This window comes from Paenibacillus sp. FSL L8-0644 (genome assembly GCF_038008165.1).
Lineage (GTDB): Bacteria > Bacillota > Bacilli > Paenibacillales > Paenibacillaceae > Paenibacillus > Paenibacillus polymyxa_D.
This window is the reverse complement of sequence record NZ_JBBOYN010000001.1, coordinates 2,882,669-2,907,430: the sequence shown is the minus strand read 5'-3', so window position 1 is coordinate 2,907,430 and position 24,762 is coordinate 2,882,669. Positions and strand designations below refer to the sequence as shown.

Annotated in this window: 26 protein-coding genes and 1 riboswitch; of the genes, 20 read left to right on the top strand and 6 right to left on the bottom strand. The window is 43.9% G+C overall.

The genetic code is table 11. From position 1 onward, the window contains the following. Window positions 1-37: 37 nt before the first annotated feature. The 3 genes from NSS94_RS12995 to NSS94_RS12985 all read left to right on the top strand — a co-directional run bounded on the left by NSS94_RS12995 (window position 38) and on the right by NSS94_RS12985 (window position 3,284). Complete coding sequence (locus tag NSS94_RS12995; RefSeq protein ID WP_029517460.1) at window positions 38-1,501, top strand: ABC transporter substrate-binding protein/permease; 1,464 nt, start codon at window positions 38-40, stop codon at window positions 1,499-1,501. Continuing rightward, entirely contained in the window at window positions 1,488-2,210 is a 723-nt protein-coding gene (locus tag NSS94_RS12990; RefSeq protein ID WP_029517461.1) for an amino acid ABC transporter ATP-binding protein, read from the top strand. The genes NSS94_RS12995 and NSS94_RS12990 overlap by 14 nt, the downstream gene beginning before the upstream one ends. A gap of 230 nt (window positions 2,211-2,440) precedes the next feature. Further along, window positions 2,441-2,609, top strand: a riboswitch (cyclic di-AMP (ydaO/yuaA leader). A 6-nt stretch (window positions 2,610-2,615) separates the two neighbouring features. After that, on the top strand, window positions 2,616-3,284 hold the full coding sequence (locus NSS94_RS12985; RefSeq protein ID WP_341039409.1) for a 3D domain-containing protein: 669 nt from the start codon (window positions 2,616-2,618) through the stop codon (window positions 3,282-3,284). Window positions 3,285-3,477: 193 nt separating this feature from the next. On the opposite strand, the gene NSS94_RS12980 is transcribed toward NSS94_RS12985, so the two are convergent. Continuing rightward, the gene (locus NSS94_RS12980; protein ID WP_029517463.1) at window positions 3,478-4,284 is read right to left on the bottom strand and encodes a polysaccharide deacetylase family protein; all 807 of its coding nucleotides are present in this window, start codon (window positions 4,282-4,284) and stop codon (window positions 3,478-3,480) included. Between the two features lie 305 nt (window positions 4,285-4,589). Between NSS94_RS12980 and NSS94_RS12975 the strand changes: the two genes are divergently transcribed. The 5 genes from NSS94_RS12975 (at window position 4,590) to NSS94_RS12955 (ending at window position 8,208) form a co-directional block, all read left to right on the top strand. Continuing rightward, window positions 4,590-5,612, top strand: a complete 1,023-nt coding sequence (locus NSS94_RS12975; protein ID WP_029517464.1) for an NADH:flavin oxidoreductase/NADH oxidase — start codon at window positions 4,590-4,592, stop codon at window positions 5,610-5,612. A gap of 88 nt (window positions 5,613-5,700) precedes the next feature. Then, window positions 5,701-6,369, top strand: coding sequence for a PspA/IM30 family protein (locus NSS94_RS12970; protein ID WP_010348252.1), 669 nt, complete (start codon window positions 5,701-5,703; stop codon window positions 6,367-6,369). A 131-nt stretch (window positions 6,370-6,500) separates the two neighbouring features. Continuing rightward, window positions 6,501-6,908 (top strand): DUF350 domain-containing protein, encoded by a 408-nt coding sequence (locus NSS94_RS12965; RefSeq protein WP_013310484.1) that lies wholly within the window; start codon window positions 6,501-6,503, stop codon window positions 6,906-6,908. 24 nt (window positions 6,909-6,932) lie between these two features. Continuing rightward, window positions 6,933-7,439, top strand: coding sequence for a DUF4178 domain-containing protein (locus tag NSS94_RS12960; protein WP_029517465.1), 507 nt, complete (start codon window positions 6,933-6,935; stop codon window positions 7,437-7,439). A gap of 13 nt (window positions 7,440-7,452) precedes the next feature. Beyond that, window positions 7,453-8,208 (top strand): DUF4247 domain-containing protein, encoded by a 756-nt coding sequence (locus NSS94_RS12955; RefSeq protein ID WP_029517466.1) that lies wholly within the window; start codon window positions 7,453-7,455, stop codon window positions 8,206-8,208. A 139-nt stretch (window positions 8,209-8,347) separates the two neighbouring features. On the opposite strand, the gene NSS94_RS12950 is transcribed toward NSS94_RS12955, so the two are convergent. Beyond that, window positions 8,348-8,575: a helix-turn-helix transcriptional regulator gene (locus NSS94_RS12950; protein WP_029517467.1), complete on the bottom strand. Its 228-nt coding sequence runs from the start codon at window positions 8,573-8,575 to the stop codon at window positions 8,348-8,350. A gap of 266 nt (window positions 8,576-8,841) precedes the next feature. Between NSS94_RS12950 and NSS94_RS12945 the strand changes: the two genes are divergently transcribed. From NSS94_RS12945 to NSS94_RS12930, 4 genes are read left to right on the top strand one after another with little or no spacing between them, the layout of a single operon-like run. After that, window positions 8,842-9,555, top strand: a complete 714-nt coding sequence (locus tag NSS94_RS12945; RefSeq protein ID WP_341039408.1) for a hypothetical protein — start codon at window positions 8,842-8,844, stop codon at window positions 9,553-9,555. After that, window positions 9,506-10,054, top strand: a complete 549-nt coding sequence (locus tag NSS94_RS12940; RefSeq protein ID WP_029517469.1) for an accessory gene regulator ArgB-like protein — start codon at window positions 9,506-9,508, stop codon at window positions 10,052-10,054. The genes NSS94_RS12945 and NSS94_RS12940 overlap by 50 nt, the downstream gene beginning before the upstream one ends. Continuing rightward, on the top strand, window positions 10,027-10,158 hold the full coding sequence (locus NSS94_RS12935; protein WP_256026089.1) for a hypothetical protein: 132 nt from the start codon (window positions 10,027-10,029) through the stop codon (window positions 10,156-10,158). Before NSS94_RS12940 ends, NSS94_RS12935 begins: the two co-directional genes overlap by 28 nt. A gap of 5 nt (window positions 10,159-10,163) precedes the next feature. Next, a complete protein-coding gene (locus NSS94_RS12930) occupies window positions 10,164-10,898 on the top strand; it encodes a hypothetical protein (RefSeq protein WP_165146590.1) in 735 nt (244 codons plus the stop codon). A 269-nt stretch (window positions 10,899-11,167) separates the two neighbouring features. Here the strand turns inward: NSS94_RS12930 and NSS94_RS12925 are convergent, their stop codons facing one another. Beyond that, a complete protein-coding gene (locus NSS94_RS12925) occupies window positions 11,168-11,383 on the bottom strand; it encodes a helix-turn-helix transcriptional regulator (protein ID WP_016820733.1) in 216 nt (71 codons plus the stop codon). A gap of 88 nt (window positions 11,384-11,471) precedes the next feature. On the opposite strand from NSS94_RS12925, the gene NSS94_RS12920 reads away from it, so the two are divergent. The 3 genes from NSS94_RS12920 (at window position 11,472) to mobB (ending at window position 13,729) form a co-directional block, all read left to right on the top strand. Next, entirely contained in the window at window positions 11,472-11,711 is a 240-nt protein-coding gene (locus NSS94_RS12920; protein ID WP_029517471.1) for a helix-turn-helix domain-containing protein, read from the top strand. A gap of 195 nt (window positions 11,712-11,906) precedes the next feature. Then, entirely contained in the window at window positions 11,907-13,184 is a 1,278-nt protein-coding gene (locus NSS94_RS12915; RefSeq protein ID WP_029517472.1) for a molybdopterin molybdotransferase MoeA, read from the top strand. Continuing rightward, window positions 13,181-13,729 (top strand): molybdopterin-guanine dinucleotide biosynthesis protein B, encoded by a 549-nt coding sequence (gene mobB / locus NSS94_RS12910; RefSeq protein ID WP_029517473.1) that lies wholly within the window; start codon window positions 13,181-13,183, stop codon window positions 13,727-13,729. The genes NSS94_RS12915 and mobB overlap by 4 nt, the downstream gene beginning before the upstream one ends. A 4-nt stretch (window positions 13,730-13,733) precedes the next feature. Here mobB and xerS read toward each other — a convergent pair whose 3' ends face one another. Further along, on the bottom strand, window positions 13,734-14,834 hold the full coding sequence (gene xerS / locus NSS94_RS12905; protein ID WP_029517474.1) for a tyrosine recombinase XerS: 1,101 nt from the start codon (window positions 14,832-14,834) through the stop codon (window positions 13,734-13,736). Between the two features lie 116 nt (window positions 14,835-14,950). Between xerS and NSS94_RS12900 the strand changes: the two genes are divergently transcribed. From NSS94_RS12900 to NSS94_RS12890, 3 genes are all read left to right on the top strand, one after another. Further along, a complete protein-coding gene (locus NSS94_RS12900; protein WP_029517475.1) occupies window positions 14,951-15,460 on the top strand; it encodes a GNAT family N-acetyltransferase in 510 nt (169 codons plus the stop codon). Between the two features lie 169 nt (window positions 15,461-15,629). Then, the gene (locus NSS94_RS12895; RefSeq protein WP_069011749.1) at window positions 15,630-16,802 is read left to right on the top strand and encodes a M20 metallopeptidase family protein; all 1,173 of its coding nucleotides are present in this window, start codon (window positions 15,630-15,632) and stop codon (window positions 16,800-16,802) included. A 448-nt stretch (window positions 16,803-17,250) separates the two neighbouring features. After that, a complete protein-coding gene (locus NSS94_RS12890) occupies window positions 17,251-20,322 on the top strand; it encodes a X2-like carbohydrate binding domain-containing protein (protein ID WP_341039407.1) in 3,072 nt (1,023 codons plus the stop codon). 341 nt (window positions 20,323-20,663) lie between these two features. Here NSS94_RS12890 and NSS94_RS12885 read toward each other — a convergent pair whose 3' ends face one another. Continuing rightward, a complete protein-coding gene (locus NSS94_RS12885; RefSeq protein ID WP_340955554.1) occupies window positions 20,664-21,581 on the bottom strand; it encodes an AEC family transporter in 918 nt (305 codons plus the stop codon). A 251-nt stretch (window positions 21,582-21,832) separates the two neighbouring features. Here NSS94_RS12885 and NSS94_RS12880 point away from each other — a divergent pair, with 251 nt between their 5' ends. Together NSS94_RS12880 and NSS94_RS12875 are read left to right on the top strand one after the other, a co-directional pair. After that, entirely contained in the window at window positions 21,833-22,834 is a 1,002-nt protein-coding gene (locus NSS94_RS12880; RefSeq protein WP_029517479.1) for a copper amine oxidase N-terminal domain-containing protein, read from the top strand. 203 nt (window positions 22,835-23,037) lie between these two features. After that, entirely contained in the window at window positions 23,038-23,826 is a 789-nt protein-coding gene (locus NSS94_RS12875; RefSeq protein WP_029517480.1) for an SDR family oxidoreductase, read from the top strand. Window positions 23,827-23,920: 94 nt separating this feature from the next. Here the strand turns inward: NSS94_RS12875 and NSS94_RS12870 are convergent, their stop codons facing one another. Next, window positions 23,921-24,649 (bottom strand): DsbA family oxidoreductase, encoded by a 729-nt coding sequence (locus NSS94_RS12870; RefSeq protein ID WP_029517481.1) that lies wholly within the window; start codon window positions 24,647-24,649, stop codon window positions 23,921-23,923. Window positions 24,650-24,762 lie beyond the last annotated feature (113 nt).

The following is a 24,762-nucleotide window of genomic DNA, read 5'->3' as shown; positions in this document are numbered from 1 at the left end:
TTATTTATTATAAAGAATTTAAGGAGAGAAAAAAAGATTGAAAAAGGCATATCGTTTTACCGCCCTGGTTTTGACGGCGGTTATCTTGCTGTTGACGGGTCTTCCCATGCTCAATGCATACGGAACGGAAGCAAAGCCACAGAAAAAACTTGTAGTGGGCATGAGTGCCGACTTTCCGCCGTATGAGTTTCATAAAGTTATTAACGGTAAGGATACTATTGTTGGCTTCGATGTGGAAATCGCGAAGGAAATCGCCAAAGATTTGGGTGCGGAGATGGTCCCTGAGGACATGAGTTTTGACTCTTTGCTACCTGCTCTGCAAAGTGGTCGCGTAGACTTGGTACTGTCCGGTATGACACCGACGGATGAGCGTAGAAAAAGCATTGATTTTTCAGATGTATATTATCGCTCCAAGCAAGTCATTATGGTACGCCCAGAGGATAAAGACAAATATCCTACGATGGCTGCTTTGAAAGGCGAGAAGATTGGCGCGCAAAAGGGGAGTATTCAGGAAGAAATTGCTCAAAAAGTACCCAATGCCTCTGTAACCTCACTGGACAAAATATCCGATCTGGTACTCCAGCTGCGGACCCAGCGTATCAACGCTGTTGTGATCGAAGATACGGTTGCTAAAGGGTACACGTTAGATGGGACCGTAACACTTGCCAAAGCGATACCTGAGGATGCCGGAGCAGAAACTGCTGTAGGTATACGTAAGGGGAACGCAGAATTGCTTGCCTCTGTAAATAAAACGTTGGCTCGCCTGAAAGCGGACGGGTCGATTGAAAAGTTTTCTACAGAAGCGAGTGCACTCTCGGCAGATCGACAGGTTTCTTCTAATAACATCGTAGATATTTTTTGGAAATACCGCAGTCTTTACGCTACGGGTATTGGTTACACTCTGTTGCTGTCTGCACTCGGAGTACTGTTTGGATTTATCATTGGTCTGATCGTATCCTTGTTGCGGATGAGTGGTATACGCATCATTGAGTGGTTAGGTACCACATATGTGGAGATCCTGCGTGGCACACCTATGCTGGTGCAGCTCATGATCATTCACTACGGGATTGCTTTGACGCTGGGTGTCAATTTTACTCCACTCCAGTCCGGTATAATCACATTGTCTCTGAATAGCTCGGCATATCTGGCTGAAATTTTCCGTGCAGGTATCCAGGCAGTAGACCGTGGACAGATGGAGGCTGCACGCTCATTGGGTATGGGACGAGGCAAAGCTATGCGTCACGTCATTTTGCCGCAAGCGTTTAAATCTATTTTGCCTGCTATCGGTAATGAGTTTATTACAATTATTAAAGAATCCTCCATTATTTCGACTATTGGTATGGTGGATATTATGTATCAAGCCCAGGTCATTAAGAATATTACCTATGAAGGATTAAGTCCGTTCATAATCACAGCCGCTATTTATTTTGTAATGACATTCAGCTTGTCTAAGCTGCTTGGTTTATGGGAAAGGAAGTTGAGAGCCAGTGATCACCGTTAAACAATTGCGTAAATCGTTCGGCAAGAATGAGATTTTAAAAGGCATTGATATAGATATCGCCAAAGGAGAAGTTGTCGTTATCATCGGTCCCAGCGGTTCGGGGAAGAGTACGTTTTTGCGTTGTATGAATCTGTTAGAACAGCCGACGGATGGGGAGATTTTATTTGAGGGCGAGCCGATTACAGCTCGTGGTCATAATATTAATGTAACCCGGGAAAAAATGGGGATGGTGTTCCAGCATTTTAATCTGTTCCCACACAAAACAGTGTTGCAGAACCTGACGCTTGCACCGACGCAGGTTAGAAAACAGTCAGGTAAGGAAGCGGAAAAAATTGCATTAGAACTCCTGCGTACCGTGGGGCTCGAGGATAAGAAGAATACCTATCCGAACCAGCTATCCGGTGGTCAGAAGCAACGTATTGCGATTGCGCGTGCTTTGGCCATGCAGCCGCACGTAATGCTGTTCGATGAGCCGACTTCTGCATTGGACCCTGAAATGGTTGGAGAGGTTCTGGATGTAATGAAGAAGCTCGCCGAAGGCGGTATGACAATGGTAATTGTAACGCATGAAATGGGCTTTGCCCGCGAGGTAGGCGATCGAATTATCTTTATGGATAACGGTCAAATTGTGGAGCAGGGTGCACCAGACCAGGTATTTGGCACTCCAAGCCATGATCGCACTCGTGATTTTCTTGCCAAAGTATTGTAAGAAAGTGCTGGTCTAATCATAAAAAAGCTCTCCGTTGACGGAGGGCTTTTCTTATTTTGTCACCATTTCCCCATACTTTCGTAACAAATATCGATTTCTTAATGACAAAATTGTAACGAGTGTAGTATGATGTTCAGGGTTCCCAACATTTTCATGCGGATAAGGTTACAAAATTGTGATATTATGCAGTAAGCCAAAACTTACCGGGACAGCATGCGGTTAGACAAGCGCTGAAATGCTGGCCCAAACTATGGGAAGTGCGGGGGACGTAACAACGGCAGCCATTCCGATACGTCATAAGACGATGAGGAATATGCCTAGGGGTGAATTGCACAAGCATAGGGCTTCTCCTGAGTCCGAATCCGACAGCTAACTTCGCAGGCATAAAAGAGGAGGTACATATCTTTGAAACATTTAAAACATATTGGTAAAACGATGAAAATTGCGGTGCTTGCCGCAGCTATTGCAGGGTTGGCACAGACAGCTGGAATAGCGGATGCTGCCTCGCTTCACACTGCCAAAGAGGGCGATACCTTCTTTTTGCTTGCTCAACGTTATGGAGTATCGGTAGACGAGCTAACAAAGGCTAACCCAAACATTGCCTCCACCAATATATATGCAGGTCTGCAAATTAAGGTGCCTGACGAAAAAAGTGTAAAGGCAGCTTCGGAATCGAAGCCGCAGCTTCTTACGGAGAAAGCAGCAGCGAATGAGGCGCCAACGATTGAAGCTTGGGGTAAAACATTCAACTATAGCAAAATAGTTGACGTTAAGGCTTCAGCGTATTCTGCCGCAGCCGATGAGAATGGTAAATGGGGCGCAGTGGACTACTACGGCAATCCGCTTAAACTAGGTACAATTGCGGTAGATCCTAACGTCATTCCGATGGGCACGAAAGTACTGGTTACAGGCTACTCCCATCCAGGTTTGCCGGATCATTCTTTTGTAGCTGTCGCTCGCGATCAGGGCAGCGCCATTACAGGAAAGCGGATTGATATCTTTATTCCAGGCAACAAATCATTTGTGAACGACTTTGGATTTCAAAATGTGAAACTGTACGTTATTGATAAATAGCATTGTACGTATATACAGTTTAATTAAACATAATATATATTATGTAAACCTAACGCCTATATCCGTATATATCTAGCTCGGACTCTTATCAGGTCCTATCCGTAAAAAGGCTGTCTTGACGAGCAGAATACTTCTGCTGGTAAGACAGCCTTTTTACGTTGCTTTAGCTTGTACCTCAATCATAAACATACTGTTATTTTCGTTCCGATGTGTGGAGTAGCCGGGGGACTGTCACAAATTTGTAGCCCTTAGCTTTTAGAGAGTGAATTAGACCCGGCAAAGCTTGGACAGTGCCTTGCAAGTTGGAACTTTGACCTCCACCAGCGTGCATTAAAATAATAGAGCCAGGCCCTGTAGCTGGAATCACATTTCGCTGAATTTGTGTTTTACTTAGTCCCTTCCAGTCGAGAGAGTCTACATTCCAGTTGACAATCATGTAGCCATGACGACGTGCCCACTTTATTTGAGGCTCTGTAATTTCACCGTAGGGTGGACGAATCAACTTGGGGCGAAAACCTGCGCTGGCTTGTAAAATACGTTCTGTTTTTGTAATCTGGTTGCGAAAGCGTTCTGGTGTAGCCTTCCTAAAATCCGGATGAGTATAGGAATGATTTCCTATAGCATGGCCTTCACGGATAATACGACGTATAATCCCCGGATGCTTTTCCGCACGGTGACCGACGATGAAAAAGGTGGCTTTGATGCCGTTGGCGTGTAATACGTCCAAAACCTGCGGCGTATACCTAGAATCGGGCACATCATCAAAGGTTAAGGCAATTTGGCGGGTGTGTGGGCCGCACATTTTAAAAATGTCCGCATGTTTTTTACGCAACATTGCTAATGTAGGAGTAGCTCGATCTGTACTCAGATGTACAGAAGAAGCAACAGCTGCTTCCTTGGGATGGGGCGTTCCGATCTTGGGAGGCGCATCCGCGTGAACGGGTAAACTTGAAAATGCTAGTAACAGTGCCAAGCATGGCAACACTCCCCTGTACGGCATATGTATCCCCCCTTTTCGTGCAGTGGTACCTAGTGGTGCTCTCGACTATTATGTACCTGTCCTATTAAAAATATGCTGGTTACCAAGTTAGGCTCATAAACGTCTGGAAAGAAGTTCGCGATGAAATGATTATCAATGAAGATGATGGAGCTAAACGTACATATTCTCTTAAACATGACCGAAAACAAGAGCATTTTCGCAAGTTTTAGCCTTACAACGGATTCGGTATCCCGTGACAGCTGGTGTATAATGGGGTTGCAATTCATAATTATACAGACATGGAATTGAAGGAAGGAAGGATAAAAGTGACCGACTTGTTTACTCCTTATCAATTAAAGGGGCTTTCTTTAAAAAATCGGATTGTTATGCCCCCGATGTGCCAATTCAGTGTGGAGGCCGAGGATGGAAATCCGACGGATTGGCATCATGTCCATTATGTGAGCCGAGCAGTAGGAGGTGCTGGTCTTATTATTGTGGAAATGACAGCGGTTCATCCTGATGGACGTATTACGGATCGTGATTTAGGTATTTGGAGTGACGAACATATTCCTGCATATCGTAAGATTGTAGAGGAAGTTCACAAGTATGGTGCCAAAATTGGCATTCAACTAGGCCACGCTGGACGCAAGGCCGAAGATGCTGAGCAACCTGTGGGTCCTTCTTCGATTCCTTTTAGCGAACGCCTTAAAAAGCCGCATGCCTTAAAGACAGCAGAAGTCAGGGAACTGGTTCAGGCATACAAAGAAGGCGCGCGCCGCGCGGTGGAAGCCGGTTTTGATACGGTTGAGATACATGGCGCTCACGGCTATCTGATCCATCAATTTCATTCGCCTTTAACAAATACGAGAGAAGATGAATATGGCCAGGATCTGTCACTGTTCGGTGTTGAGGTCATACATGCTGTTAAAGAGGTTCTTCCTGCTGATATGCCTGTGCTTATGCGGATATCTGCCAAAGAATACGTCGAGGATGGATATAATGTGGAATACATAACAGGTGTAGGGGAACGATATCGTGATGCAGGTGTGGACATTTTCCATATCTCTTCTGGTGGCGAGGGTCCAATTGGTTCTGGCGGAGGGCCGTCTGCGCGTGCTGGCTATCAGGTGGATTTAGCTCATACCGTCCGTGAAAAGCTGAATGTACCTGTAATTGCTGTTGGATTACTGGATGATTATGAGGACGCCCGTCGGGTTGTTCAGCAAAAAGAAGCTGATCTGGTAGCAATAGGCCGCGCCATGCTGCGTGATCCCTATTGGGCGTTGCATGCATCGCGGGAGCTAAAAGTACAGGCCGACATCCCAGAGCCTTACTTGCGCGGCTTTTAGATAATTTTTGAAACCCTCTTTGCAAAGCTTGCGTAAACATGTGTACAGAGCTTAAAATTTAAGCATTCAACTCTAGGAGGAACTTCACATGTCTATTTTCAAACGATTAAGAGATCTTACGATGTCCAACATTAACGCCATTATTGACAAGGCAGAAGATCCAGTTAAAATGACGGACCAATACATTCGTGATATGCAAGAGGACCTGGAAGATGCAGAGAAAGCGGTAGCCGCTCAAATTGCTATTGAAAAGAGATTCAAACAGCAATACGAAGAACAGGCTGCTTTGGTAAAGAAACGCGAAGAACAGGCACATACCGCTGCAAAAGCACAAAATGTAGATCTGGCCCGTCGCGCGCTGGAAGAAAAGAAATCTGCTGAACAAAAAATGAACGAGTTCAAAGCTGGTTACGAACAGAACAAAGCTGCGGCCGATAACCTGCGTGGCAAGCTGGATGAAATGCGCAGACAGCTGACAGAAATGAAAAACAAGCGCGAGACACTGGTTGCCCGTTATAACGCAGCTAAAGCGCAAACTGAAATTAACAAAGCTATGAACGGTTTTAGCTCTGATACGGCAACTGCCGGATTGAAGCGTATGGAGGAAAAAATGCTGCAAGCAGAAGCACGTGCCGAAGCGAGCAACGAAATGTCTTCTAAGGAAAAATCGTTGGATGAGGAGTTCAAAGAGCTGGATAAGAAAAGCGCCGTGGACGATGAGCTTGCCGCTTTGTTGAAGCAATACGAAAATAAATAAGAACATTTAAGCAGTGCCGCCAAGTTTGATTGCTCAGGAAGCGAAGGAGAAACGTTTTCTCCTTCGCTTTTCCCTGCCCGCAGGCGTAAAACATTATATGAAGGTCAAGAAGATGTGGAGGATGGTATGAAATGCATTTTTTAGAAACGATGAAAGCAATGCTTGTATGGACTGGTGCGGGAGCTATTTTGATCTTCGCATTAATGTATGTCGACTCTTTATTCACGAAGTATAAGGATTTTGCCGAAGTGAAAGCTGGAAATATGGCCGTAACGGTACGAATGATTATGAAGCTGGTTGCACAAGGCTATATTTTGTCAGGCTCTATCGCTACAGCTAATAATTTGCTCGAAGCGCTTGTGTATTCTGTGATCGCTTTTGTCATCCTGCTTGTTTTGGAAGTTATTGTACGTCTGCTGTTGCGGTACTGGGCCCAGTTTGATCTGGATAAAGGTACACAGGAAGGTAAAATTGGTTTCGGCCTGTTTTCAGGAGCGCTGCATCTGGTTGGCGCCTTGATCATTACAGCATGCTTCTAGGCTAAGAAAGGCAGGAATATAACCATGGGTGTTTGGAAACGAATTTCAAATCTATTTGCTAAGCCGGAGCCGCCAAAAGCAGAGAAAAGCATGCTTCACTTAAATCCAGGTGATATCTGTGAAGTTTCGCTTGTCACCTATGAAGTGGTAGGTCGTGTACATAATCGTGCCCGGAATGCCGTTGTTTTGACACTTCAGGATGGTAATCAAATCAGTTATCTTCATATAGAGGAACGGGAAACATTGCAATTCGGACTATATCAGGCCATCGACGGCAGACTTGACAACCCTGAGGAAGTGCCGACCATTTTAGAGCTGGATGATACAACGTATCATTTGGAGGAGCAATATTCTGGGCAAGTTACCGTCATGGGCCGTGCTCCTTTCCGACAGGGTGGAGAGCAGCATGTTTGGCAGTACCAGTCTGATAATTACCATTTGTTGCGGGTAGAGTGGCAGGACGGTCGCTTTATGCTTTATGAAGGAGAAGAAGTGATTACCGGAGACGTCAAGGTTATTCGGGCAAGCTAGGAGAGGGTTACACATGAGCAAACGCACCTGGCAGTATGCATTAAAGGTCTTTGTGGCGCTGAGCTTGTTCGTATCCGTGTTAAGCGGTTGCGGCGCGCCAAGTGTAAAGGATACGTATCCGCTGGAATCGGTTAGTGGCAGCGGAAATTCAACCTCGTATGTATACCGGGCAGCTGGCAAGACAGTCCCGGAAGTAGCGGAGGAATTGAAAGAACAGCGTACACCGGAACAAATGTCACCGCAGAGCAATGAGCGGATGTTTCTGGTATATAGCGATGAGTGGTACCATTTGCAGCAAGATCCAGCTAAGAAGGAAGATACACTCATTGAAATTGACAGTAAAAAGTATGTAGAACAAAATTACAGTTCAAGCTTTTTAAAAGGATACTTAACCGCAACTGTGCTGGATGCTCTGTTTGATTCCTTACGTGGTTCAGGCTCCTATCGGGGCTACTCCAGCAGAGATGTATACCGACCTTCTCAGGGCCAATATCGTGCTCCTACAGTGCAGGAGAAAAAGGCGATTCCGCCGATTACGGTGGAGCGGAAAGGTTCGGTTACCCGTAGAGGGAAGAACTCGGATTCTAGCGTTGGGTCAAGCGGAAGTTTGTTCGACAGAGGGTCCAGCAGTTCACCGAGCAGAGGCTCGATTTCACGTGACCGGAGCGACAGCGGCGGTTCCAGCATATTTGATTCGCCGCGTAAATCTTATAGTAAGCCCAAAACACGTAGCGGTTCAGGTAAAATCAGCCGACGAAGTCGACGATAATGGGTAAAATTTTATTTTCTTCTAAAGTTGTTTGCGGAACTGTGGAGCTGTTGCACAGTTCCTTTTTTGTAGTTTGATATAACCTAAAGTGAATTGAACGGTGCTCCTTTGCTTCGATTTTATTGCCGTCTACTTTGACCTACACTTGATCAGAGCTTATGTGTTCAATACCATCGTCTTCAATAATGTTGCTTTTTTTGATATGGAAATGACGAGCTATCTTTTCTATAGCACCCATCCGTGGTTCAGAAAGTCCGCTCTCCCAAGCTGAAATTGCTTTATTGGTAACCCCAGCGATCTCAGCAAGTTCTTGTTGAGTCAAATGATATTTTATACGTAATTTTTTAAAATTGTCACTTAAAGCCACTATAATCCCTCCACCCCAAATTAAGTAGATTATAACCTTGATATCGAAAAAAAACCAACATAATACATTAGCAAAAGCAACGTCGCTCACTTGGGGTGACTTTTTTTGTTAGTATAAATGGGTGTCGAGTTTGAAGAAGAAAGCTAGGGGAAGAAAATTCCACCTCATATTTATACAAAAAAATCCAATTTACTAGATTATTTCATTGCCACATCTATTAGTAAAATATACAATTACATCAGGCGAAATAGGAGGATGGTGTAACTGTGTTATCTGCTTTTTTATATATTTTACTTGGTTTTTTCGATGCTTTAGCGGCAGTTACTTTGGTCTTGAAGATTTATATGCTCCCCGTGCGGGAAAATCGAAGAAAAATACTTCTCTATGCAATTGGCATAACTTTGTTTTCCTTTCTCATGAGAGAAGTAATAGGCATGCCTAAATTAGATTTTCCGCTTCAGTATTTGTTAATGGTTCTCTTTTTAAGATTTGGTTTAGGGATCAAAACATATCTTGCGGCTTTTTCTGCTGGTTCCGGTCTTACAGCTTACATTAACCTACAGCTATTTGTATATATATTTGCAAACTTTTTCGGAGTAGCACAGCCAGGTGTTATAAGTGATACAGCTGGCTCTTCTATATACGTTATACAGTTGTCTTCCATCCTTACTGCGTACTTTATTTCTTTTGTGATGGGTAAATATAACTTTGGATTCTCATTTATCATTCAACCCCCACATGATTTTTTGAAAGGTGAAAATTACCTAGCATCTCTAAATAAAATGTTCATTATAGGGTCCCTAATATCATTTGTCACTATTTTTGTTACTTTGTATATGCTCTATAACTCCAATACGATAGGATTACTTTCCATCTCATTACTAACTTTTGGAATATCGTACTTCTTATCAGAGAAAGGAGATTACGAGGATGCTAGAAACGCTATCGAGGCACATCGCATCAGAAATAAAGAAAGCTGATCCTGATGGACCCACAAGTGTTGAAGTGATGGAGTATGCGATTGGTATAAAAATTACCGAAATTTCAGCAGTGCTCATGGTCGCAGTTATAGGATGGATAACAGGACATTTTTGGGGGGCATTACTAGCTCTGGCTACGATCATGTTTGTAAGGAGATTTTCAGGAGGGGTACACTTCAGCAACCTTACACTTTGTGTCTTCTTTACAACGGCCATATGTGTAACTATACCTTTTGTCTCTTTAAGTTTAGCAACGATTTTGATAATTAACGCTTGTTCATTATTAGTGTTTGTACTATATGCTCCCAATCATTTTATCTATATTAATAAGACCAAACATCACAAATATTATAAAACGATATGTATTTTAGTTTGCATATTAAATTTTTTTATACAATCTCACATAATATGTTTAGCTTTAATTATACAAGCATTCAGTATTCTTCCTTTATGGAAAGGAGGTGAGCGAAAATGGATAAGAAATTGGCGAGAGCTTTAAGTATAAGCCTTGGTAAATACGCTAACGAGTCTACGAAAAAAGAAAAAACAATTTTTGGCGCTAAACCTGTACCAGCTGAGCTGAAGAAAACAGAAAAGAACTGAATTTAATGGAAGAGGGAAAGCGAATCCTAGCCACTCCATTGCTTGATGACAATTCACTTGGAGATTGCTCTTTTTTTTGTGAGAATCACCTAGTTGCGATTGAATTGTGGAAGCCTAAAAGCAATTATCACATTCCGCTTTTTCATACTTCTCATGGAAGATTTACAGTTCCCACCACCCTCCATGAATGTTCCGTAGGCTTACCCACTTTTTGCAATTTGGACGGATCTAATTTGGTTAACATCACACAAGTGGACAAGATCATTACGGGAGATTATGGAGGGGGGCAGGTTGTTTTTAAAAATCATGATATTAAGGAAAGTATAAATTCAGCAAATTTATCTCGGTGGAAACAAATATATGCAGATGCAATGAATGCCGATAGAGAATTTCGTTATATTTTCGGATCGGAAATTAAGGTAGTTGGTAAGGCAGCAGTGAGCGGTTTTTTTAAGGTAATGAATATGCATAGTGTGGATATGTGGGAACCTAAAAAAAATTATTATGTCCCGCGTTTCAACTCTGGAGATCGTTCTTATACAATCGGGCTAACCGCACAGGCTTGCAGGGAAGCTTTTCCGTATCTATATCCAGCTTATAAAGATACCCTGATAAATCTCGACTTGGTTTGTGAAATTGAGTCTAACGCATTTGGAGGGCTGGTACGATTCGAAGGATCTGACTTCACTTGCTCGATGTCTCATAATAAACTTAAAGCGCTTAAAAAACTGTGGAAATGACCCATGAAAATTCAGGGGTCATTTTTGTTACCAGATTTAAATGAATAAGTCAATAATCAGTTAGACTAGGATAAGCCGGACGGGTTCGATTTAATTCGACATATTTCCCGTTTTTAATCATTTTCCATGTGATAAAATTGATTATGAAAAAAATAACAATCTTTTAAATAAAGGTGAAAACAATCTACATATAAGAAAAGGAGGGTGAAAGCGGGATATATATTGTAAATGCCGGCATGTACAAATGCCCCGAAGGAAATGCCTGTTTGTCAGGCAAGTTCCCACTCATATAAGTCCTCAGCTTTACACTCCAATATCCTAGAAATGAGGACTGCCGCCTCGAATGACATTTTGTCACGTCCCGCGATCCAGTTGGATATTTGTTGCCGCGAATATCCAGTTCGTCGGGCGAGCCATGATTGAGTGCGTCCATGAGATTTGAGTTCCTCTTTCAAAAGGCATTTCCCCCGAGTAAGTTTTTGCACCTTACTTGCTCCTAACAGGGGAAAAGTGTTTCGTTCAGAGTATACAGGTAAATTACTTTTTTATCAATTATATTGTGGAGTTGATTGGATGGTTGCAGATAAAAATGAAAATGTAACTTGCACTAGCTTTTATACAATAAAGATGGCACGACTCGCTTCAGGATATAGTGAGTTAATAGCTTGCAATATACTTGGTATGTCAATGAATGAATTAAAACATATAGAGGAAGATTCATCCGATTTAACAATAGCTCGAGCACAGCAAATGTCCTCGTTATATGAGGTTTCAATAGATTCAATCTATTTCGGAAAAATTAATATAAACTAATAAAATAGAGAAATGACCGGATGATACGCAAAATTAAAAACTGAAATCTACCAAAAACAGCCGCGATATGATATCCAGGCTGTTTTTTGGCGGATAAAGACTTGGAGCAATTCAATAAATACCGTTTGGATTTGCCAGATAACGGTTTTAGCGTTATAACAGAAAGAGGGCATTTAAGAAGAACGGAGTGAGAATATGAATCATACATCATTAAACGCAGAAAAATTCCAGCGTAAAGCAGTTCAGGTGGAAGAGGCACAAAGCAGGATAGCTAGTCATGTTAAACAGGGTGAAAGGGAGGACGTAGGGCTTGAGCAAGCACATGGTCGCTATCTGGCGATGGATTTGACTGCGCCACATCCGTATCCCCGCTTTCGTCGTTCTGGTATGGACGGCTATGCGATCCTTGCCTCGGACACTGAAGTCTGTTCGACCGGTCAGGAAATCTGGCTACACGTGATTGATGAAATTCCTTGTGGCACTGTATCGGACAAGCGGGTGGAGACGGGAATGGCAGCCCGCATCATGACAGGAGCACAACTACCTGAAGGAGCGGACACGGTGGTTATGCTGGAGGCGACACAGCTGCGTGAGGAAAATGGACAGACATATGTTGGCTTAAAGAAGCGTATGGAAGTTGGCAAAAATGTGACACAAATTGGTCATGAGATTAAGGAAGGTCAGCTTTTGCTCAGTAAGGGAACTTGCGTGGGAGCGGGGCATGTCTCAGTACTGGCTACTTTTGGTGTACATCGGGTGCCTGTTTACAGGAAGCCAAGGGTGGCTGTCTTTTCCACAGGGTCAGAATTGCTCGCAGTGGATGAGCCGTTACAACCGGGAAAAATTCGAAACAGTAATACATATATGCTGGCTTCTCAAATCAGAGAGGCAGGAGGAGAGCCGTTCATTTTACAAGCCATTCATGATGATTTGAGTCTTGCCCGTACCTCTGTACGTGAAGCCATAGCTGCCTATGATATCGTGGTCACGAGTGGAGGAGTATCGGTGGGGGATTTTGATATTATGGGTGACCTGGTACGACAGGAAGATGTGAATATGCTGTTCAACAAAGTTACGATGCGTCCAGGAAGTGTGACCACAGCCGCAGTGATTGACGGCAAGCTGTTATTTGCGCTTTCAGGCAACCCCGGTGCGTGCTTTGTAGGCTGTGAGCTGTTTGTACGGCCGACGATCCAAATGATGTTATCTTCGGCACATCCATATTTACAAACCTGGACGGCGAAGTTAGGCGCAGATTATACGAAGGTAAACAACTATACACGCTTTGTACGCAGCTCTTTGGAGATACGTGGTGGACAAGTATACGCGATTCCTGCGCGAGCAGATGAATCTAGTGTCATGGTGACCATTAAGGACAGCGACTGTCTGATCGTGATTCCTCCTACAACAGAAGGATTACGCAAAGGTGAAGAGGTGCGAGTACTGGTATTACAAGGTGGACAGGTAACGTGAATACGAAACATCCATTTGTATGTCAAATCGTCGGATTCAAAAATACGGGGAAAACGACCTTTCTCGGAGGGTTAATTCGTTATGTGCAGAAGTCAGGTCTACGCGTAGCAGTGATCAAGCATGATGGACATGAATTTGAAATGGATCATGAGGGTACTGATACGTATAAGCACCGACAGGCGGGTGCTGAAGGCGTAGCTATTGTTTCGGCTGGAAGAACAGCTATTTTAGAGGAGAATAGTCAGCCTGTCACCAGTCTGATACGGCATTTTCAGGCCTATGATTGTGTGTTGCTGGAAGGCTTCAAGCAGGAGGATTATCCGAAGCTGGTCATGGTTAAGGAACAATCGGATGCTCAGCTTACCGATAAGCTGACAAATGTACAGGGGGTAGCGGTTTGGGAGCATCAAATGGATTGGGCTCAACATCACTACTCAGATGAAATGATACAAATATTTCCTGCTGAGGCCAACGGACCCGCAGGCCGCTGGCTACTCGAACAGATTCAAAAGCAGATAGAAGGAATGAGGAATAAGCAGGGGTGAGACATCAATCGGCTGAGTCGCTTAGAGTCTCTACCCGCCGTTCGATCGCCTGGGACATGGTTTTGTCAGTCAGGTGGGCATACACTTCTGTTGTTTCTGTCGAAGCGTGCCCCAGTTGTTCCTTTGTTTTGTAAATATCATTTTGTAAATAATAATCAGTAGCAAAGGAATGACGAAGCTTATGCACGGTAAGGTAAGGCTTACCGAAACGCTTGGCGTACTTTATGATCATTGCCTGAATCGCTCTTTTGGTCATCCGTTTGCCTTCTGTACTCCCGTTAGGACGTGTGACAAAGAGAGCCTTTTCTTTTTTTGGAGCGCGGTAACGGGTATGTCTCAGGGACAAATAAAGTACGAGATCATCTTTGGATTGCTCGCGGAAATACACCGGCGTTTTAAAGGTTTCGTCGTTATTGCCTTTGCGATACACATATAATAATTTATTGTTTATGTCTAAATCATCCAGATTCAGATTGACGATTTCAGATACGCGCAGGCCTGAGTTCAAAATGAGGCTGGCGATGCAGGCATCCCGTTCCTTATTTAGTTCATAGGAGTATAGCGCCTGCTTATTATCGGCCAAATCCTGACCATAGCCTTCATAAATATAACCGATGAATTCAAGCAATTCTTCCTCTTCCAGTATTTTACCTTTAAGCTTGGCCGCCGTATCCTTGGGTTTATGTATACGCTTGATTTCGACCTTGGCCATAATGTTGCGTTTGAGCAATGGATAAAAATTTTCATCTTCAGCGATCTGACTTAAATAATGAAAAAGCGAACGCAGAGACGACAGCTTACGTGAAATGGTTATACGGGAGTTGGAGCCTTCGAGCTTAGTAGACAGAAATAATCGAAAGCCTGTAATACTGTCCATGTGAAGTGTCTCCAACTCTTCAAGTGTAACTTGGGCATTCGTTTCTCCGGCAGACAAGCCTTCCGAGCGAAGCCATGAAAAGAAAGCTTCGTAATCCCGCACATATTCTAGTAGTGTGGAAGGGGACAGGTCGGGCAGCTTATAATCCATAAATTGCTGCACGTACCATGGTAATCCCGGCATTTTTTCATCTAGTTTGCGCCGGTCGATGATCTTTTGTATATTCATTGGGTTCCACCTCGTCCGGTCATAATATATATGTATTTTAGCATATTTTGAACAGCACTGGATGGGATGTAATTCGAAGTTAAAGAACGGATTGAACCGCCAAGAGAGGTGAAAGTATGGGGTATAATATCAAATCGGAACTGAAGCTGTCTATTAAGAGTGTACCGGAGTCGCAAAAGGACATTATTGTACAGCTCATGCAATTTTATTTATACGATTTTACAGCCTATCTGCGAATTGATGTCACTGAGAAGGGGACATTCCCGGCTTATCCAGACTTGTATCAATATTGGACGAGCGGCGAACAGAAGTTGCCTTTTCTGATTTGGAGACAGGATGTTCCTGTGGGCTTTGCACTCGTTGACCGAATGTCCAGCAATCGAGAAGCTGACTACTACATGGCTGAGTTCTTTGTACTTCGTCCTTATCGGCATAATGGGGTTGGGACTTGGGCGGCTCATGAGCTGTTTGGACGTTTTAACGGACGCTGGAAGGTGACCCAGATGAGTACGAATAGGCCGGCACAATCCTTTTGGCGTAAGGTGATTGGAAGCTATACGAAAGGTGAGTACAGGGAACAGACACATCCCGTAAGAGGAAACATTAGTCAGTTTTTCAATACCTGAGAAATTCTAAATAGATAAGTTAGTAATGAAAAAGAGTTGGGGAGAGTATCCTATCGGCTCTTTTTTGTTGTAAATTCAAGTCTTCTATGATAAGAGAGCTACATTCTACAGGCTGTTCATGGTAAGATAAGGATAGAAGCATATAAATTCAATAGGAAAAGAGGGTATTATGCTAGAAAAATGGGTTCAGGAATTAAAAGATGGTGAACAAGAGCTGATTGCGTGGAGAAGACATCTACATCAGCATCCCGAGCTTTCTTTTGAAGAAACGAATACATCTGCTTTTATCGCCGATCAATTGCGCTCTTTTGGTATTGAGGTAAGAACGAATGTGGGTGGAAACGGTGTGCTCGGGTTTTTAGAAGGCGGTCAGCCAGGTAGAACGATTGCATTTCGTGCTGATTTTGATGCACTTCCTATTCAGGATGAAAAGGAAGTGCCTTATAAATCGACCGTTCCGGGTGTTATGCATGCCTGCGGGCATGATGGTCACACGGCTGCATTACTTGGAGTGGCACGCGTGTTGAGCCATAACCGTGAGGCGCTGAAGGGAAAGCTTGTGTTTATTTTTCAACATGCAGAAGAAAAACCGCCTGGCGGAGCCAAGTTTATGATTGAGGATGGCTGTCTGGAAGGGGTAGAGGCGGTATACGGTATTCACCTCGCGTCTGAAATTCCTTTTGGTAAAATTGGATTAAAGAGTGGGCCTGCGATGGCGGCTGTCGACGCGTTTACGATCCAGATCAACGGTAAAGGCGGGCATGGCGCACGACCGCACCAGACGGTAGACTCTATTGTTATCGGCAGTCAAATTGTGAACGGGTTGCAGCAGGTGGTTAGTCGCAGGGTGGACCCTATTGAATCAGCAGTGTTAACGATTGGGGTATTTCAAGCTGGAACTGCCTTTAATGTGATTGCAGATAAGGCCAAAATTGAAGGGACTGTACGTACGTTTAATAAGGAAGTGCGTAAGGAAGTCGAGAATGAAATTCGCAGTATCGTCAAGGGGTTGACTGAGGCTTATCATGCCGGATACGAAATGGACTATTTGAATGGCTATCCTTCTTTGGTGAATGCCGAAGCCGAAACGGAGCGTGTACGCGAGCTCATCGGCAGACTGTATGGAGCAGACGCTTTTTTGGATTTGAAGCCGGTCATGGGAGCAGAGGATTTTGCCTATTATTTGGAGCAACGACCGGGAGCCTTCATTCATGTAGGTGCCCGTAATGAGGATGAACGAACGCATTTTGCTCATCACCATCCTCACTTTGATTTTGATGAGCGGGCATTGCTCGTCTCAGGGCATATTTTTTTAGCTCTGGCGCTTGAATACTTGCAATAATATGCATTTGTTTATGACTAAAGCCAGTATTAACGGAAGTAACGGAAGCTGGAACCGCGCATAGCGCGGTTTTTTTGTTGTAAATCCAAGTATTTTGACACCCATAAAGAATGAAAATAAAGTAATTAATTCACTATGTGAAAAATTCATAATAGAAATAAATAAAAGGTGTTAACTCTGAAGGAAGTCTAAACCTCATACTATAAGCTGCGGAGCAGGAGATAATATCGCATGATCTTGATTTTTCGTACAAGGAAATGAAAAAAAGATGACGAATCTATTGAGCATGACAACAGTGTAAGCGCTAACAAATTGGGTGTTGCACTATATTTATTGGGATGAATGGGGGTGAGTCTAAGAGAACATTTGTCAGAATTGTGAGAAGCAACGATAACGATAGGAACGAATTCGTATATTCAAATGATTATGAAGAAGGAGGTTGAATTCATTGACTAAGGCAAAAAACAGGTTGAAGATTGCTTGTTTGGCGCTTGTGGTAGCGGGTGCTTCCTGGACAGGAATGATAGCGCCGACTCATGCTGCTTCAAGTGACGATTACAGTTGGAAAAGTGTCGTTACGGGTGGAGGTGGTGGTTTTGTACCTGGCATTATTTTTAATGAAACGGAAAAAGACCTGATCTATGCACGTACAGATATTGGAGGGGCTTACCGGTGGAATGCTGCCAATGAGAGCTGGATTCCGCTGACGGATTCTGTGGGCTGGGAGGATTGGAACAAAAATGGTGTCGATGCACTAGCGACTGATCCTGTTGATCCAAACCGTGTATATATAGCTACAGGTACGTATACTAATTCATGGGATAAACAAAACGGGCAAATTATGCGTTCCACCGACAGGGGCAATACGTGGCAGACGACCAAGCTTCCTTTTAAGGTGGGGGGCAATATGCCGGGGCGCTCGATGGGGGAACGTCTGACGATTGATCCAAATAGGAATAATATTTTGTTCTTTGGAGCTCGAAGTGGTAATGGACTATGGAAAAGCTCTGATTTCGGAGTAACTTGGAGCAAGGTGAGCAGTTTCCCAAATCCAGGGACGTATGTACAGGACCCTTCCAATGAATATACCAGCGACATTGTCGGTTTAGCCTGGATCACTTTTGACAAAAAAACAGGCTCTTCCAGTAAAGCAACGCAGACGATCTATGTAGGTGTAGCAGATAAAAAGCAAAGTGTCTATCGCAGTACAGATGGCGGGACAACCTGGTCTGCTATAGCGGGACAGCCTACGGGCTATTTGCCACATCACGGTGTGTTATCAACGGACGGCAATCTATATATTTCTTATAGCGATGGAGCCGGTCCATATGACGGAACAAAGGGTGAACTGTGGAAATTGAATACAGCCAGCGGGCAGTGGACTAACATTAGCCCCATAGGTAGCAGTAGCGCGGACAATCATTTTGGATATGGTGGACTGACGGTGGATGCCCAGAAGCCAGGTACACTTATGGTTGCTACGTTGAATGCCTGGTGGCCGGATGAAACGATTTACCGCAGCACGGACAGTGGGGCAACCTGGAGTCCTATTTGGGAATTTGATGGTTATCCGTCTCGCAAGCTGAAATATAATCTGGATATAAGCGGTGCACCTTGGCTGACTTTCAATGCCAACCCGGCTCCACCGGAAGTATCGCCCAAGCTGGGGTGGATGATCGGTGATCTGGAGATAGATCCATTTAATTCAGACCATATGTTGTACGGCACCGGAGCTACGATTTATGGCTCTAAAAATCTAACCAATTGGGATAAAGGCGGAAAGCTGGATATTTCAGTAGCCGCTAAAGGGGTAGAGGAAACGGCGATTTTGGATCTGGTGAGCCCTCCAATCGGCGCGCCTTTGGTGAGCGCAGTAGGTGATGTCTCTGGATTCAGACATGACGATTTATTCAAGGCTCCAGCTAAAATGCTGGATAATCCGACTTTTACAAGCAGCGAAAGTATTGATTATGCCGAGCTGAATCCTTCTTTTATGGCTCGGGTAGGTAAAGCGGATTATAAAAAAGATCCAAATACCAAATCCATCGGTATTTCCAATGATGGTGGAGCCAACTGGTATAAGGCAAATAGCGAGCCTTCTGGTACAGCAGGAGGGGGCAGCATCGCTGTAGCAGCAGATGGTAATGGCTTGCTGTGGAGTACCTCAGACAAAGGTGTGTTCTACTCCAAAACTGGTGGCAACTCATGGACAGCAAGCACAGGGATTCCAGCGAATGCAAAGATCGTCTCTGACCGAGTGAACCCTAATAAATATTACGCATTTGCCTCCGGGAAAATATATGTGAGCACCAATGGTGGCGTATCCTTTACGCCTTCAGCGGTAACTGGCTTACCGACAGCAGGCAATGCTGATATTGATGCTGTACGAGGAGCAGAAGGAGATGTGTGGTTCGCCGGAGGCTCCGAGGATGGGGGGCCATATGGTTTATGGCATTCCAACGATTCCGGCGCTACGTTCACCAAGCTCTCTAATGTGCAGGAAGCGGATTTTGTAGGCTTTGGTAAGGCAGCGCCGAACCGCACGTATGCAGCGGTATTTATCGTTGGTAAAATAGATGGTACACGTGGATTTTACCGATCGGACGATGCTGGTGCAAACTGGGCGCGCATTAATGATGACAAACATCAATATGCTCGAGTGACCAAAATTATTGGGGACCCGCGGGTTTATGGACGTGCTTATCTGGGAACGAATGGCCGCGGCATTCTGGTGGCAGATCGTGTGGGTGGTGATCAGCCATCTACCGGGCAAGCAAGTATTACACCAACGACTGCAACCTATGGAGTGAATAACAACAATACAGATATTACTGTCAAGCTAACACTTAACGGCAATACGCTGGAAGCGATCAAGCAGGGGAGTGTGGTGTTGAACAAAGGTGAAGATTATACGCTTAGTGAGGATACAGTCGTTCTTACCAACAAGTATTTATCTAAACTTCCTAAAGGAGAGACAGCACTAAACTTCCATTTTAGTACAGGCAATGATGTGTTGTTTACGATTACGGTGAAAGGGGATACGCCGAGTGAGCCGGGAACAGGCGAGGGCGTTCTGAAGGTGCAAACCTTCAATGGGAATGTATCCACCACAAGTAATACAATCAGTTCCAAATTTAAAATAACCAATACGGGAACCTCATCCATTTCCCTAGCAGATGTGACATTGCGTTATTATTACACCATTAACGGGGAGAAAACACAAAATTTCTTCACGGATTGGTCGAGCGTCGGTACAGGGAATGTGATTGCTAGCTTCAAAACATTATCCAATGCGAAGCCAGGGGCAGACTCTTATGCAGAAATTGGGTTTAAATCGGCTGCGGGTTCTTTAGAGCCTGGTCAAAGTGTGGATTTGCAAACCCGGATATCCAAAGAGGACTGGAGCAGTTACACACAGACCGATGATTATTCATTTAATCCTACAGCAAACAGTTTACAAGATTCTGCTAAAATAACCGCTTATCTGTCTGGAAGCAAGCAATGGGGAATTGAGCCCTAAACCTTAATAAGGATAATCCTAAGTCAGCCACTCTAATGAGTGAGCTGGCTTTATTTTGATGACCTTGTTGTCCCGCATTCTTTTTTTAGGAAAAAGCAACGACAAGTTGAAAACAGCAACTAATAGAGATTCAAATTAGATAATATAATTATTTCATTATATGAAAAATTAACAATAGAAAAAAAATCTTTCTCGCATACGATCTCAATAAAACAAACACACCACCTTAAGTAGAAAAAAGAAGCACCGACAGGAACGTATGTTCTTTTATCTCGAAAAAGAAACGCTCCTGTCCTTAGACAAAAAGCGTCTCTAATCCATTTTTTATATTATCATACACCTCAAACAAGATGCCGGGATACTGAAATTAACAGTGTCATCGTAATGACATTCATAATCGTTGAAAGTAATACTGTTTGTGCGGCAAAATCGGGTTCATTTTTATATTCTTCCGCCAAAATACTTGTATTAACTCCGGTAGGCATACCCGATGCAATGAGCAAGGCTTGAGCGGGAATCCCCTTAAGACCCAGCAGCAAGACAAGCATAAAACCGACTATTGGACCAGCAATCAGGCGTAGTACCATACTGATGTACACGGCTGTACGGCGCAAGCGAAAGGGATATTGCACAATTTGTGCTCCCAAAGTAAGCAGAGCCACGGCAACCATCGACTGACTAATATAATTCAAAGGTTCAGCCAGTAAATTAGGCAACGGACTATGCAACAGATTTAGGAGCAAACCTAGTGCAAGTGCATAAGGTACAGGCATTTTCAAAAAATTAATTAAAATTTTTCGAGTGTTAGCCTTACCGTTCTGTACAACAAAAGTACCGTATGTAAATGTAACAAAGCTTTGAAAGGTCATAATCAGAGCCTGAACGGAAATGGCTAGCGGATCACCTTTGAACACCAACTGATTGATTGGTAGACCATAATTTCCTGAATTATCTAGCATTACACTGTTTGTAAAAGCTCCACGCATTCCAGGGCTGTATTTCAGCGATCTGGCGACGGTAGTACTGATTACGTACAGAATAGCTATGTACAAGGCATAAAAAAGTGAAACCTCACCCATGAGCATTAAAGAAATTTCCGAGTGATATAGACCCGTAAACACAACTGCGGGGGTGATATAATAAAAATTGATTTTAGCTAAGGTATACAAATCCAGTCGAAAATAATATTGCATGATACAACCAAAACCGATAAGTACAAAAATAGGTAAAACAACGTCCAAAAGAATGGTGCCGAACATGTCTGTTTCATCTTCTTTCTATTATGCGAATGTAAAGGCTGTTTCTTATAAATGCATGGGCATTTTCTCATTATACTGTGTAAATAGGTTAGGCGTATAATAAAATTTTATAGTGGTTTTGGTAATCTGGACTGCAGCTATAGTGGTGTCTCACACATTAAATAAAAAAAGATAAAAAATCAGCTTAGAGAAACCGTTAATACATCTAGGGACGATTGAGCCCGGTGTTTACTATAAGGAGGAATCGCATCATGAAAAACACTTGGACAGCTTTACTAGCGTGTATACTGGTCTTGGGATTGGCAGCGGGAACCGCTGAAGCCAAGCAGGGACGCGGAAATGATCAGGGGAACAAACAGGAAGCAAAGACGTCTGTTAAAGACGGGAATGAAAAGAGCGGGGAAGAGCTAATCAATCCCCATGACTCAGACAATGATCAGTCCAAAAAACAAAAGGACAAAGCATCCGGTAAAAAGGATGAAAACAGTAAAAAAGACAAACACGCAGAAATCAGAAAAACTGAACCTGTTGCAGTAACGGATGATACATACGGGGGGTCCAAAGACCATAATGGTCACAAGGGACGCAACGGTTACAAGGGTCTGCTTCACGCGGTAGAAAATACGAAGGATAAGCCGGCAGGAGCGGTTATTGCGAATCTGCTGCTTACGAAATACCCGGACCGTTTGACTTCGGAGCAGGTTGCTGAACTTGAATTGATCCGGAATTCTGGTAAAGCACTGACTGAGGCAGCTGAGCTACTGGCTGAAAACGGAAATGTGACAGATGCCGTTTACATGCAGGAGGAGGCGGTACTGGCTAATGTGTCCGATCTGGACAGCTACAAAAAGCTGGGTGAATTCTCGAAGAAGGCCGGACGGCCGTCGGGTATGAAGCTGTTCGTGAATGGTGAAGAATACGACGCCAAACCGATTAACCGCAATGGGACCACACTTGTTCCGTTTAGAACAGCTTCCGAAGCTTTGGATGCAAAGGTTTCCTGGGATCCGAAAGAAAAGGCTGTTACTGTCACCCGTAACGGCGTGTCCGTCAAATTATTTGTTAACAGTCCGAAAGCATATATTAACGGTCAGCCGTATTCTATCGAGCAGCCAGCATCCATAGTGGATGGGACGACAATGGTACCTGTAAGGGTAATCGGAGAGGCCTTGGGGACAAATGTTAAATGGGAGCCTGAGAGCCAGTCCGTTGTTGTATACGAGCAGCCAACAACACCTGCATCAACATCATAACGTGCTGTAACAAATATTTTGTAAACAAAAAGGGCCCCTGACTAAATGTCAGGCCTTTTTGTTTTACCTTGCAATGAATGATTCCGTATTCTTTTTAATGGTGAGAGGATAGATAGCCTTCATGATACTACCAAGCTATTCGCATTATGTGCTGGTCATGTGTACAATTAAATAGAGAACACTGACAAAAGGGAGTGTTATAGATGGATTTAGGATTAACGGGAAAAGCAGCCTTTGTTGCAGGTTCCAGTAAAGGACTCGGCAAGGCAAGCGCACGGGAGCTGGCACGCGAGGGTGCGAATGTCATCATTTCAGGACGGAACGAAGCAGAGCTTCAGCGGACGCAGGCGGAATTACTGGAAACAGCGAGTGGCCGCGTTGAATATGTAGTTTGCGATGTAACAAAACCAGAAGATATCTCCCAGGCCATCCGCCGTACAGCTGATTTGTTTGGCACCGTTGATATTTTGGTTAACAATGCGGGTGGGCCTCCTGCAGGTACCTTTGATGATTTTACTGATGAAGTGTGGATGCAGGCCTTTGAACAAAATTTACTTAGTCATATCCGGTTGATCCGTGAGGTGTTACCCTATATGAAAAAACAACAAAGCGGTAGGATATTAAATATTGCTTCTTCCTCAGTTAAGCAGCCAATTCCGGGACTAATCATTTCAAATACGCTACGTACTGGAGTCGCTGGATTGGCGAAAACATTGTCTCTGGAATTGGCTCCTCATAATATTCTGGTACATACTGTAGCACCGGGGAGAATTGCAACCGATCGCGTGCGTAGCTTGGACGAGCATCGAGCTGAGAAAACCCAGCAAACGACGGATCAGGTTCGAAAACAAGCAGAAGAGGGCATTCCATTGGGGCGGTATGGAGAGCCTGAAGAGTTCGGTAAAGTTGTTGCTTTTCTGGCGTCTTCAGCTTCATCCTATTTGACAGGGAGCACCATCCTTGTGGATGGCGGAATGATTAAATCGTTATAAAATAAAGAAGCGTGCCAGCCTCAGGTTTAATAGGGGGCTGGCACGCTTTTTTAAAATTTATTTAGGGAGTTGGAAATGTTCATTCAAGGACTGTTCAGCTCTCGCGGCCTGGAAGTTCACAACCCTCATCCGTACATACACCACCTGCATCCTGTTTGGACGAGCTGCCACTTATCATAGTGAAAGGTGAGCGTTCATCCCATGCTTTTTGAAGTGCGTCATGAAATACTTCCTCCGGCTGGGCACCAGAAACGGCAAATTTTCGATCAAATACAAAGAATGGTACACCCTGAACACCCAACTCAGCGCCTTCGGCTTCATCAGCTCTAACTTCGTCGGTAAAACGGTCACTGGCTAATATAGCAGCCGCTTCCTTTTGATCTAGACCAACTTCAGTAGCCAGCGCTGCCAGCACTTCATGATCCCCTGTATGCTTGCCTTCGATGAAAACAGCATGGAATAAGCGCTCGCTCAGCTCCAGCATTTTGCCTTGTGTTTGAGCCCAAAGTGTTAAGCGGTGAGCATCAAGAGAGTTTGTCGGCACCATGGCATGAATATTATACTCAAGACCCGCAGAGCGTGCATTTTCGTTCATTCGATCATTCATAGCCTGAGCCTCTTGCAGACTGACCCCATATTTAGCGGCTAGTTCTTCATTGATCGTTTTACCACTATCTCTCACAGCACCCGGGTTCAATTCGAAACTCTTAAATGTCAATTGCACCTCATCGTGATGTGGAAATTTCTGTAACACTTGCTCCAAACGGCGTTTACCAATATAACAGAACGGACACATATAATCAGACCAAACTTCAATATTCATCAGGGATAAGCCTCCATGTATACGTATTTTATTGTGTAACCGGGAGCATTGCTCCTCACTTTAGAATGTGTATAAAGGTGGAACTTCACTAGTTACAATAAGAATTATAAAGC